Source organism: Pontibacter populi, from assembly GCF_019336435.1.
GTDB classification, from domain to species: Bacteria; Bacteroidota; Bacteroidia; order Cytophagales; family Hymenobacteraceae; genus Pontibacter; species Pontibacter humidus.
Genome location: NZ_JAHWXQ010000001.1, coordinates 1,297,801 through 1,310,289 on the forward strand (window position 1 = coordinate 1,297,801; position 12,489 = coordinate 1,310,289).

The 12,489-nt window shown below is 44.8% G+C and carries 13 protein-coding genes; 7 read left to right on the forward strand and 6 right to left on the reverse strand.

The genetic code is table 11. The features are described 5' to 3' along the window. The first annotated feature begins 61 nt into the window (after nt 1–61). The gene (locus tag KYK27_RS05610) at nt 62–1,084 is read left to right on the forward strand and encodes an SPASM domain-containing protein (protein ID WP_199108995.1); all 1,023 of its coding nucleotides are present in this window, start codon (nt 62–64) and stop codon (nt 1,082–1,084) included. 36 nt (nt 1,085–1,120) lie between these two features. Beyond that, nucleotides 1,121–2,053, forward strand: coding sequence for a mechanosensitive ion channel family protein (locus tag KYK27_RS05615; RefSeq protein ID WP_199108996.1), 933 nt, complete (start codon nt 1,121–1,123; stop codon nt 2,051–2,053). 59 nt (nt 2,054–2,112) lie between these two features. Here the strand turns inward: KYK27_RS05615 and KYK27_RS05620 are convergent, their stop codons facing one another. The 6 genes from KYK27_RS05620 to KYK27_RS05645 all read right to left on the reverse strand — a co-directional run bounded on the left by KYK27_RS05620 (nt 2,113) and on the right by KYK27_RS05645 (nt 6,417). Next, on the reverse strand, nt 2,113–2,451 hold the full coding sequence (locus KYK27_RS05620) for a hypothetical protein (RefSeq protein ID WP_199108997.1): 339 nt from the start codon (nt 2,449–2,451) through the stop codon (nt 2,113–2,115). Nucleotides 2,452–2,653: 202 nt separating this feature from the next. Next, on the reverse strand, nt 2,654–2,845 hold the full coding sequence (locus tag KYK27_RS05625) for a FeoB-associated Cys-rich membrane protein (protein WP_199108998.1): 192 nt from the start codon (nt 2,843–2,845) through the stop codon (nt 2,654–2,656). 31 nt (nt 2,846–2,876) lie between these two features. Continuing rightward, a complete protein-coding gene (locus KYK27_RS05630) occupies nt 2,877–3,680 on the reverse strand; it encodes an inositol monophosphatase family protein (RefSeq protein WP_199108999.1) in 804 nt (267 codons plus the stop codon). Between the two features lie 38 nt (nt 3,681–3,718). Then, entirely contained in the window at nt 3,719–5,401 is a 1,683-nt protein-coding gene (gene lnt, locus KYK27_RS05635) for an apolipoprotein N-acyltransferase (RefSeq protein WP_317195890.1), read from the reverse strand. Beyond that, nucleotides 5,367–6,053, reverse strand: a complete 687-nt coding sequence (gene rsmI / locus KYK27_RS05640) for a 16S rRNA (cytidine(1402)-2'-O)-methyltransferase (protein WP_199109000.1) — start codon at nt 6,051–6,053, stop codon at nt 5,367–5,369. The genes lnt and rsmI overlap by 35 nt, the downstream gene beginning before the upstream one ends. A gap of 109 nt (nt 6,054–6,162) precedes the next feature. Next, complete coding sequence (locus KYK27_RS05645) at nt 6,163–6,417, reverse strand: 4a-hydroxytetrahydrobiopterin dehydratase (RefSeq protein WP_199109001.1); 255 nt, start codon at nt 6,415–6,417, stop codon at nt 6,163–6,165. A 130-nt stretch (nt 6,418–6,547) separates the two neighbouring features. Between KYK27_RS05645 and KYK27_RS05650 the strand changes: the two genes are divergently transcribed. The 5 genes from KYK27_RS05650 (at nt 6,548) to KYK27_RS05670 (ending at nt 12,312) form a co-directional block, all read left to right on the forward strand. After that, nucleotides 6,548–7,408: an SDR family oxidoreductase gene (locus KYK27_RS05650; RefSeq protein WP_199109002.1), complete on the forward strand. Its 861-nt coding sequence runs from the start codon at nt 6,548–6,550 to the stop codon at nt 7,406–7,408. 81 nt (nt 7,409–7,489) lie between these two features. Next, nucleotides 7,490–7,801, forward strand: a complete 312-nt coding sequence (locus tag KYK27_RS05655) for a hypothetical protein (protein WP_199109003.1) — start codon at nt 7,490–7,492, stop codon at nt 7,799–7,801. A gap of 43 nt (nt 7,802–7,844) precedes the next feature. Further along, complete coding sequence (locus KYK27_RS05660; RefSeq protein WP_199109004.1) at nt 7,845–8,072, forward strand: hypothetical protein; 228 nt, start codon at nt 7,845–7,847, stop codon at nt 8,070–8,072. Between the two features lie 92 nt (nt 8,073–8,164). Further along, nucleotides 8,165–8,860, forward strand: a complete 696-nt coding sequence (locus tag KYK27_RS05665; RefSeq protein ID WP_199109005.1) for a metallophosphoesterase family protein — start codon at nt 8,165–8,167, stop codon at nt 8,858–8,860. Between the two features lie 509 nt (nt 8,861–9,369). Further along, complete coding sequence (locus tag KYK27_RS05670; RefSeq protein WP_199109006.1) at nt 9,370–12,312, forward strand: IPT/TIG domain-containing protein; 2,943 nt, start codon at nt 9,370–9,372, stop codon at nt 12,310–12,312. The last annotated feature ends 177 nt before the right edge of the window (nt 12,313–12,489 follow it).

Here is a 12,489-nt window from a genome sequence, read left to right on the forward strand (position 1 = left end):
CAGCCGGCAATGGTTGCCCCTAAATTTTTGGCGGATATCCCACATTATTACTTACTTCCACATGAACCCACACATCACAGACGGGCTTAACTTTTTGTCGAAGATGACGTGGAAGCGTGCGTTTAACGCAGTACAGGTGGTAAGCAGTTATTTGTATGCCAAAACAACAGGCAAAGCGGTGCACTGGGGCATGCCGGTGAGTATATCGCTGGAGCCAACTACCTCGTGTAACCTGCGCTGCCCGGAATGCCCCAGCGGCCTGCGCTCCTTTACGCGCCCCACCGGCATGCTGCAGCCCGAACTATACCAAAGCGTTATAGATCAACTGCACAGCAAATTGCTGTATCTTATCTTTTATTTCCAGGGCGAGCCTTATCTGCACAAACAATTTCTGGAGATGGTAAGCTATGCCAGCAAAAAAGGGATTTATACAGCCACCTCTACCAACGCCCATTATTTAGATGATGAAACGGCACGCAAAACAGTAGAGTCGGGCCTGGACAGGCTTATAGTTTCGATAGATGGCACGACACAGGAAACGTACGCTGCATATCGTATAGGCGGCAAACTGGATAAGGTGCTGGAGGGAACCCGCAACGTGGTGAAGTGGAAAAAGGCCCTGAAGTCTAAAACGCCGCATATTATGTTTCAGTACCTGGTGGTCCGGCCAAACGAGCACCAACTGGACGATGTAAAAGTGCTGGCAAAAGAACTAGGTGTAGATGAAGTTGTTTTTAAAACAGCCCAGATCTATGATTATCAGCACGGTTCTCCGCTCATCCCAACTATAGATTATTACTCGCGCTACCAAAACAATGGCAACGGCAACTATAGCATCAAAAATAAACTGCTGAACCATTGCTGGAAAATGTGGCATTCGTGCGTTATAACCTGGGATGGCCTGGTAGTGCCCTGCTGTTTTGACAAGGATGCTGAATACCGGTTCGGAGACCTGAAAGAAGAGCAATTCAGCCGGGTTTGGCGCAGCGAAAAGTATACGACCTTCAGGCAGGCAGTGCTCCGCTCGAGGGCAGAAGTTGAAATGTGCCGTAACTGTACGGAAGGAACCAGAGTATGGGCTTAGATACCAGCGTCACCTTCTGGTAAAGACCTCTACATTATGAATGACATTGACAAAGCCTTAGAACTGCTGCTCACCAAGCTGGAACTATGGGGCAGGCACCTGGTGCTCATGTTGCCTAATCTTTTCCTGGCTCTTCTTATACTCGTTATTACCTTTTATATAGCCCGCCTGATTCGTAAAGGGTTGGAGAGAGTAATTACCCGTTTTTCACATAGTCCTGCGCTCAACAACCTCATCTCTACGCTTCTGTACCTTTGTATTCTGATGGTGGGTTTCCTGCTGGTGCTGAGCGTGCTGAAACTGGATAACGTGGTGGTGTCGTTGCTGGCCGGTGTGGGTATAGTTGGTCTGGCATTGGGTTTTGCGTTTCAGGATATAGCCGCCAACTTTATTTCGGGAACTATAATTGCCGTGCAGAAACCATTTGGTGTCGGCGACATGATCGAAACCAACGACTATTTTGGCGTGATCGAACGCATCTCGCTACGGACTGTAAATATCAGGAAAGTGACTGGTGAACTGGTAATGCTGCCCAATAAGATGGTGTTTGAAAACCCGGTTACCAATTATTCTTTTCATGGCATCCGGCGCGTAGATCTGGATGCACGCGTTTCATACAACGAAGACCTGGAGCAGATACAACGAATAGTAATTGAGGCGCTGCAGGATGTGAAGAACCGTGTAAAGACCCGCGATGTAGAAGTGGTTTACGATGAGTTTGACGAGAGCTCGATTAACTTTAAGGCCCGTTTCTGGGTAACCTATACCCGACAGTTTGATTACGTGAGTGCCAAAAGCGATGCGATCATCCGGATTAAAAAGGCATTCGATGAGCGTGGCATTTCCATTCCGTATCCTGTCCGATCACTGGATTTTAACACCAGGCATGGCGGAGCGTTATCGGACCAGCTGGGTGCTATTAAAGTAGCCATTAAAAATAATGACAAGGCTGATAAGGAAAAGGAATAAGCTGCAACTATAAACTATAAAACAAGAGAGCCGGCTATATGTAGCCGGCTCTCTTGTTTTTATTTATCTCTTTTATCCAGGTTCTTACCTAAGTCCTCTACCTGTTTCAGGAAGTTGTCAACGCCGGTATCGGCATAAGGACCGTAAGAGTTGGAGATAGTCCCTTTCAGGCCGTTGCTTGTCTCCACAGCATATAATATCGACATATCGTCCGGGTTGCTTTCACCTTCGAAGCGATAAAAGTCTACAATGCGTACCTGGTCTGGCGTAAACTCGTCCTGGTTTTCCATGGTGCATAGTTTACCTTCTCCGGATACTTTAAAATCGCACTTGTAACCATCTTTATGCAGGCGGTTGAGTACGTTTACCAAAGATCTTTCTTCTACTTTATCTTGCATGATATTTTACGTTAAGTTAATTCCAGTTCTTACATAACAGGTTGGCTATAGAACTATACGCAAATTGTGGCTTTGGTTATGTGCAGGACTATAAATTCTGATTGTAGAGTGGTTTTGTTGTGCTCTCAGGCAATTAGTAAAAGGAAAAGCGCCACCCGTTTGGGCAGCGCTTTTTATAGTTTATATAGTTGCGAACTATAGTTTATATTTTAGGTAGTGCAGCTTGTTTTCGCCGCTCCATCTCCTGCTCTATCTTTTTAAAATCGATGCCACCACAGGCACCGCAGCTTTTGGCACAGCCTTTGGCTTTACTGCTAAACGTCCGGATCAGCATTTGAACGATGTACGCTGCAGCAGCTATAAAAAGTACGAGAATGATGATGTGCTGTATCATATTGTTACAACTATAAGCTGGTATAAAAAGTTTAAGTCAGGGCCTGTTTCCAGTGTAACGCTATCGTTTTAAGCATTTCTTTATGGATGCTGCCGTTACTGGCCACAATCTCGCGTCCGAAAATATAATCGCCGCCATCCGTGAACTTAGATAGTTCCCCGCCTGCTTCCTGAACTATAACCACTCCGGCAGCTACATCCCAGGCATTCAGGTTGTACTCAAAAAAGCCTTCGAACCTGCCGGCAGCTACATAAGCCAGATCCAGGGCGGCAGAACCAATGCGGCGCACCCCGTGTGATGTTCCCATAAAAGCACCCAGTACCTGCAGGTATTGCTGTGTCAGCTCAAAATCGTAGTACGGGAAGCCGGTAGCGATCAAAGAATCTTTCAACCCTGGCGCATCCGAAACATGTATTCGTTTATCGTTCAGGTAAGCGCCATTGCCTTTGGTAGCATAAAAGCACTCGTTGTGCATCGGGTTATAGATCACGCCCAGCACGACTTCGTCGCCTTCCATCAGACCAATGCTTACGGCAAAGTGGTGCAGGCCGTGTGTAAAGTTGGTCGTGCCATCCAGCGGGTCGATGATCCAGTTAAAAGTTTCTCCGCGTTCGGTAGCCGTTTCTTCTTCGGTTATAAAGCCGGCTTCGGGTAACGCTTTGCGCAGGTCATCTACCAGTTGGGCTTCGGCCTGTTTATCCACATACGACACTAAGTTGTTAAAGCCTTTCATTTCTACCTTAGAGCGGTCGAAGTTCTCGGCTTCCTGCTTTATAAAGTCCCCGGCGTGGCGGGCTATCTCAATTACGCGTTGGCAAAGTTGCTGCAGATCCATAGTTTATAGTTAGGTAGCAAAGCTTATAGGTACGTGTTTTAGGCACGGGTTGCTACTTTTGCCTCGGGCTTTTGTTTGTTTCTGTTAATCGCAGCGCCAACTATAGCCGCCGCAAAAAGCAGCACAGCCAGCCATAAACTGGAGTGGCCAATGTACTCGCCATGGCGCGTGTAAAACGTAAGCTCGGTATTAGCCAGTATAGTTTGCGACAGTACATCCTGCACCCACCACTTGGAGCGGTCGGTTATCTCGCCTTTCTGGTTGATAAAACCTGAAATACCGGTATTGGCTGCCCGGGCTACGCTCCGGCGAGTTTCAATGGCACGCAGTGTGGCATATTGCAGGTGTTGTTTGTAACCCGGCGAGTCGCTCCACCAGCCGTCGTTGGTGATCACAAATATCAGGTTAGCCCCGTTGCGTACATACTCGGCCACATACTCGCCATAAATAGACTCGTAGCAGATAACCGGCGCGGCGCTAAAGGTGCTGTCCTGAGAGTGGTAGAATACGTCGCGCGTGTCCTGGCTGCCCTGGCTACCTACCGTGCCGCCTAAATCTATCGCTAACGGTCCTAAAAATTTAAATACTTCCGGGTAAGGCAGCTTTTCTACGCCTGGCACCAGTTTCGATTTATGGTAAATATCGATCTCGCCTTTGCGGTTAATATGCATGCCCGAGTTAAAGGAGTCGTAATACCCAAACCCTTCCAGGTGGCGGACAGTAGGGCTGGCATCTTTGTTATAGCCGTAAAAAGTATAGCTATCAAGGCCGGCAACCAATTCTATAGCTGGGTGGCGGTTCACGAAATCTTTCAGCTCCTGTATGGACTGGTAATTATGGAGTTGCTCTTCCCAATACCCTTGGTCCTGGCGCAGCGCGGTTTCCGGCCACACTACAAACTTCGTATTTGGGGTGATCTTTTGTTCCGATAGACTGATCAGGCGTTGCTGCTGTTCTTCGTAAGGAATAAAGTTCTCATGGCCCGAGAATTTCTCACGATAAGGGTCGATGTTTGGCTGCACTACTACCACTTCGGTTGGTGTGCCTTTCTCCTCGTAAGTAGCCAGGATGCCGAATGAGATAACTATAGGGACAACTATAAGCGTAAGAGGCAACCATAGTTTTTTAAGCTCCACACGCTCCTGCGGGTAGTTTTTTATCACCAAAAAGATGAGCACATTTACGAGCAGCACCCACACCGAGCCACCTAAAAAGCCGGTATATTCATACCACTGTACCCAGGTATTAAGTGTCGCAAACCCATTGCCCAGCGTAAGCCACGGCCACGACAGATCCCAGTTCAGGTGGAACTGCTCAAACGCTATCCAGTAAACTATAAAAGAGATATAGCCAATGGTATTGCCCAGGTATTTGCGGGTAAAGTAAAAGGCTATCAACGGGATACACATCAGGGCTGCATTGAACAATACAGCTGCAATACCACCGGGCAAGGTAGAGTGCGACACCCACCAGGTAGTAAAGGCATTCCACAGCACCATCGCCACATACGACCATTTGAAGAACGTATAGCCCGGCGACTTGTGCTTACCGCTTTCAACTATGTGTTTCTCCATGTACAGCAATGGCACAAACCCGAAGAACAGGAAAAAAGCCAGGGGTTTGGTAGGCCATCCCAGCCAGAGTAAAAGCCCGGTAAGCAGGGCCAGAAGCGGAACTATATAAGGGCTATTTACTACCCTGTACAACAATGACGAATTCACCTTTGATTGCTTTGGTTGTAAAGATTTGTATCAGTTCGTCGAGTGTTCCATTTAAAGTCTCTTCGAACATTTTAGATATTTCACGTGAAACGGATGCCATACGCTCGCCGCCAAAGTACTCTTTAAATTGTGTGAGCGTTTTTTGCAGGCGGTGCGGCGATTCATAGAAGATCATAGTCCTCTCTTCTTCGGCCAGGCTTTGCAGGCGCGTCTGGCGGCCTTTTTTTATAGGCAAAAATCCTTCAAACGTAAACCTGTCGGTGCTGAAACCTGACTTAACTAAGGCCGGCACAAAAGCAGTAGCTCCCGGTAAACATTCTATTTTCAGGTCATTCTTTAAACACTCGCGCACCAGGAAGAACCCTGGGTCTGAGATGCCCGGCGTACCTGCATCCGATATCAGCGCCATTACTTCGCCAGCCTTCAGCCTGTCCACAATATGGGCCGTGGCTTTGTGCTCGTTGTGCAGGTGGTGGCTATGCATGCGTTTTTCAATACCCAGGTGCTGCAGCAACTTGCCGCTGGTCCGGGTATCTTCCGCCAGAATCACGTCCACTTCCTTCAGAATCCGGATGGCACGCAGCGTTATATCTTCCAGGTTGCCAATGGGTGTCGGCACCAGGTATAGGTTCGTTTTTTCAGGTTCCTGCATGCTGCAAAGATACTATAAAATTGCTTGCTGATTTATTGTGCACGGTAAACTATAGCCGCAACTACAGACACTTATCCACAACAGCAAACTATAGTTGTAATGTTCAGATTTATAGTTTTGAAGCGGTTATCTGGTCGTAAATTTCGTCGATGCGACGGGCTAGTTTAATGTCTTTCTCGGTAACTATATTGCCTGCATCGTGGGTGGTGAGCTCGATTTCGATCTTGTTATACACATTGCTCCACCACGGATGATGGTCCATTTCTTCGGCTACATCGGCTACCTGTTGCATAAAGTGCATGGCCTGCTTAAAATCCTTGAATGTAAGGCTGCGGTGCAGTTTATGGTCTTCTTCTTTCCACATAGTTTATCGGGTTATAGTTGCTTATACTTCATAAAGGAGTTTAACGATGAGCTGACAACGCATTAAAAATGGCTGGCGTATAGTTTAAAATTGAAATGATTGCAGCTACAAACCTAAAGCTACCAAAACTATGGAAAACAAACCGAAGAAATTACCGGCACAGGAGCAGAAAACGCAGCCTGGCAAAGAACATAAAATGACACCAAAGCCCGAGTACATTCGGGACAACTATAAAGGCAGCGACAAGCTAAAGGACAAAGTTGCTTTAATAACCGGCGGCGATAGTGGCATCGGTCGGGCCGTGGCCGTACACTTTGCCCGCGAAGGCGCTGATATAGCGATCGTTTACCTGAACGAAGACCGTGACGCCGAAGAAACAAAAGACCTGATAGAGCAGGAAGGCCGCAAATGCCTGCTGCTTTCCGGTGATATCGGGAATGAAAAGTTCTGCCAGAAAGCCGTTGATCAAACTATAAAAAAGCTTGGCAAGCTGGATATACTGATAAATAATGCCGCCGAGCAACATGAGCAGCAAGAGCTACAGGATATTACCAAAGCACAGTTGGAGAAGACATTCCAGACCAATATCTTCTCGATGTTCTACATCACCAAAGCAGCCCTGGAGCACATGAAAGAAGGCGGTGCTATTGTTAACTCCACATCCGTTACATCTTACCGCGGTAGCGATCATTTAATGGACTATGCATCTACGAAAGGAGCGATAACTGCCTTTACCAGGTCACTGTCGGCTAACCTGGCAGAGAAAAAGATTCGGGTAAACGCCGTAGCTCCAGGCCCCATCTGGACACCGCTTATACCAGCCTCGTTTGATGCTAAAAAGGTTAAAGAATTCGGGCAAAATGTGCCGCTCAAGCGCCCTGGTCAGCCATCCGAAGTTGCCCCGGCCTATGTTTTTTTAGCTTCAGAAGACGGCTCTTACATAACAGGCCAGGTGATACATGTGAACGGTGGTGAGCAGGTAGGATCGTAGCATTTACTCAACCATAACTATAGAAATGGAGTAAAACAGGTTACACTACCCCGTTGTACAGACTTAATAAAACAAACAACTATGGCTGATAATAAAGAGAACAACGCCAACAAAGATCCGCACAAAGAAGATATTGGGCATAACCGTCCGGTGCGGGTTATAGAAGATGATACAAGTGAACTGGAGATGCGCGCAGGGCATATTATACCAGGCGCAGATCCGCCGAAGAACGAGCATCAGCGTGGTGGTTTTGGTAACCGCGATGGCAAAGAAGGCTTCGGCAGCGATACCGCTTCGGAAGGCCCATCAGCTACCGGTGTAAACGATTTTGCCGACGACGGCACTCCGCCACCGGATAACATGCGCACCGAAGACGAGGGAAGAGGAACCTGATTAAAAGGTCAGGAATTTTTACATTTAAGAAAAGGAGGATAAGATGCCATCATATAAGCACACCCAACCTGGCGGTGAAAATAAAGGAAACCCGACAGGCCAAGGACAGGATAAAGCCGGTATAAAACCAACCGGCAAGAAAAATGAAGAGTTGCGGAATAAGTACACCGAAGGCGCGGATGAAAATCCTGCAAATACGGGTAACGTACTTAAAAACAACGATAACCGAAATACAGACAAGCCGGAGCTAGATAACGGAAAATACAATTAGCATTAGCTGGCTCGCATAAAAATAGCACCTGCCCAAAACAGGTGCTATTTTTATTGATACATTTGCCAATCTATAGTTTACACTGATCAACAATGGCCCGTTACGCCCTTACTGATATCCATGGCTGTGCCCAAACACTTAAAGCACTGGTGTTGGGGCAATTAAAACTTCAGAAACAGGATGAACTATATATTCTGGGTGATCTGGTAAATAAAGGCCCGGACAGCAAAGGCGTTATTGATTTTATAGTTCATCTGCAGAAACAGCAGTATAACGTACAATGCCTGCGTGGTAATCACGACCAAATGCTCTTGAAAGCAGCTACCAAAGGCGAAAGCGCACTAAACTTATCATTACCAGAAAAAGAGCTTGTCTTGCAAAGTTTCGGCATTCAGGAATTTGAGCAGCTCCCACCAAAGTACATTAACTTTCTCAAATCTCTCCCCTATTACCTGGAGTTACCTGATTATTTTCTGGTGCATGCCGGGTTCGACTTTAAGCAGGATGATATCTTTAAAGATAAGGAGGCTATGCTTAATATCCGGGGCTATAAACTCATGCCGGCAAAGCTTAACAATAAGAGGTTGTTGCATGGCCATACTCCGGTAGCATTGCACACTATAAAAAAGTCGGTGGCCCATAGTAGCTATAGTTTAAATCTGGACGCTGGCTGCGTGTACTATAAGAACGCTAGCTACGGTAACTTAATAGCGCTCGACTTAGATTCGCAGGAACTATACATCCAGCCAAATGAAGACCGCCCCTATTCTGTTCGTCGAAAAAGCTAACTTCCAGATAAGTTCTACCAAGCTTAGTATACGACCTAGCTTTTAGTGACTTTTGCGATTTATATGTTGCTATTCTAAGATAGTATACCCAAAAGTAGGTATAAATTCATGGTTTTACGGATTGGATAAACTTTTTATACTACAATTATATATTCAGAAACTCAAGCAACAATTTTTTTTGTACTTTTTATGTTTCATTTTGTGAGATATTTTTTTTGAGGAAGATTTTGGATTGTTCTAATCGGTATTGAGTTTATATTTTGTATTGCATTATTCAATTGATAATCAGGCTATTGCCTATTCGCTGTTTGATGAGTATTTATCTTGTTAAATATTGTGTATAAAGTATATATATTATTGAATTTTAGCGTTCCCGGGGCCGGAAGTATAAAAAAATAGTTATAAAAAATTGTGATGGTAAGAAATAAATTATCTTATTTTGCAAATGAATCTTACATCGCAAGAGGCTAAATTACAATAATTTAATACTGGCTACACAATTCAAAGCTATGGCACGTTTCTACGCTTACCCTTATAGTTCATCGCTGATAAGAACGCTGCTGACAAATTTCATTTTGGTATTATTTGTTATTGTGCAGGCACAGGCGCAATCAGCACCTACAATTTCTGGTTTTACTCCATCATCGGGTAAAGTGGGGGATGTAATAACTATAAATGGTACAGGTTTCACTACTGCCAATATGGTTTATATAGGTAGTGAGCCGACACTTGATTTCGATATAGTAAATGACAATCAAATTAAAGTAAATGTACCGGCCACTGCTTCTACAGGTAAAATTCAGGTACATACTGGTTATGGATCCAAATCCAGCTCTTCAAATTTCACACTAAATGAGGCTCCTGTTATTAGTTCAATAAATCCTGCTTCTGGCACCGTAGGCACAGAGGTAACAATAACCGGATCGAAATTTACTGGTGTTACTTCCGTAAGCATTGCAGGTGGTTCGGTTGATGATTTTGTAGTTATAAGTGATTCAGAAATACTGGCAAAAGTACCCGTGTCATCATATAGTGGCAATGTAGTAGTATATGCAAACCACGGATCAGCTGTTGGCCCATCTTTCTCTGTAAGTGGCACTCCTACGATTACAGAATTTGCCCCTGCGGCAGGCCCAGTTGGTACTGAAGTAACCATAAAAGGAACAAAGTTTAATAATGTAACATCTTTAAACATAGCGGGAGGCACTATAACGAGCTTCACTAAAGTAAGCGATACAGAAATAAAAGCTAAAGTACCAACAAGTGCTACAGGTGGAATAGTAAGGGTATATTCCAATATTGGAACAGGAGTAAGCTCTTCGAGCTTTTCTGTAGATGGAACACCAACTATAAATTCCTTCTCACCTGCATCTGGCCGCGTAAATAGTGAAGTAATAATTACCGGCTCAAATTTTACGAATGCTACTTCAGTGTATATTGGAAGTGGCTTGGTAACGGACTTTTCAATAATCAGTGATACACAGATTAAGGCTATTGTGCCTAATACCGCATCAACAGGAAGAATACAGGTTTATACTGCGCAAGGCCGATCGGTAAGTTCATTTAATTTTGCAGTAGAAGGGGCACCAGTGATTAGTTCTTTTTCTCCTGCAAAGGGGGTGGTAGGGACGCTTATGACCATTAAAGGACGTAATTTTTCTGAAGCATCTACAATTTATATTGGAACCGGAATTGCATCCGATTTTACAATTGTAAGTGATACTGAGATACAAGTAAAAGTGCCAGTGACTGGTTCTACCGGAAGGGTGCAGGTTCGCGGTAAGAATGGTGCAGCAGTAAGCGCCGGTACATTTACAGTAACGGGAGCTCCAGTTATTGCCTCCTTTTCCCCTTCCTCAGGTCCAGCAGGTACAGAAGTGACTATTTTGGGAGAGAACTTTACAGGTACTTACCAGATTTATGTAGGTAATGGCTCAACATCCAGTTTTACAGTAGTTAGTGACAAAGAGATAAGAGTGAGAGTTCCCGAGTCAGCTACCAGTGGCAGTGTGTTGGTCCGGACAGGCAGTGGTCAGGTATATAGTACAGGTACCTATACTGTTACAGGAGCACCGGAGATAAGTTCTTTTTCCCCTGTAGCAGGACCTGTAGGAACTTTAGTGACAATAAAAGGGATAAACTTTACTGGAATCAACCTCATTTATATTGGAACCGGAATTGCATCCGATTTTACAATTGTAAGTGATACTGAGATACAAGTAAAAGTGCCAGTGACTGGTTCTACCGGAAGGGTGCAGGTTCGCGGTAAGAATGGTGCAGCAGTAAGCGCCGGTACATTTACAGTAACGGGAGCTCCAGTTATTGCCTCCTTTTCCCCTTCCTCAGGTCCAGCAGGTACAGAAGTGACTATTTTGGGAGAGAACTTTACAGGTACTTACCAGATTTATGTAGGTAATGGCTCAACATCCAGTTTTACAGTAGTTAGTGACAAAGAGATAAGAGTGAGAGTTCCCGAGTCAGCTACCAGTGGCAGTGTGTTGGTCCGGACAGGCAGTGGTCAGGTATATAGTACAGGTACCTATACTGTTACTCCAGCCCACCTCACCACCCCACAAGAACTCACCTTTAACAGCAAACCAGTTGGTGGGAGCGAATCCAAAGAATACCAGGTGAGTGGCTTAGGATTGAAAAACGGGGAAGCGGTTACGTTAACTGTTAGTGAGTCTAGCCCATATACTATTTCAAAAACTGCTGATGCAACTGGGTTTGGCAAAACATTAACTCTAACTGGCGTTACTAACAACAGGCTAAACCCAATACAGATTTTTGTAAAATATACAGCAACTGAAGCTGGCGAAGGCTTTCCTGCAGTTATCACACACTCGCAAGGTTCAATCACTAGGGCAATGGATGTGAGAGTTGTTGCCCCTTTACCTGTAGAACTCACCTCTTTCACGGCTAGTTTAAAAGGTGGTATAGTTAACCTGGAATGGAGTACAGCTTCAGAGAAAAATAACTCTCATTTCGAGATAGAAATGTCTAAAAGCTCGTTGAATAATTTTAGAAAGATCGATAGCGTTAAGAGTAAGGTTGAAAATAGCTCTACGAAAACACAATACAGCTTCTCGAGCAACTATAGCAGTAATGGCGAAACAGAATATTACCGCCTAAAACAGGTAGACTTCGATGGGGCATATGCTTACAGTAAGATTGTAGCGGTTAAGCCTGTTATGCTTTCGAAGCCAATGGAAGTAGCGCCAAACCCATTAGAGGCAGATTCTAAAGTTTACTTTACAGCTGAAAACGAAGGGACGGCAACTATACGGGTTACTTCAATAACAGGAAAGCAGGTATACTTCGAGCGGATAGATGTGCATGCAGGTGAGAATGTAGTTCTGTTATCAAAGTATAATAACCTGATGGCTGGTGTTTACATAGTTACGGTTGACCATAGTGGAAAGCGGGAATATGTAAGAATTGAGAAGAGGTAACTATAACTATAGCAGCAGAAAAGCCAGGCACTTTCATAGTGCCTGGCTTTTCTTTTTGAGAAGCAACTATAAAATATGGCTGGATAACCCTGTGGTTTTTAAGATAGTACATATAAACTTAGTAAACATTGGTTTATTGCGGGGCATGCTTTAATTTTGAACAATTATAATTCTACT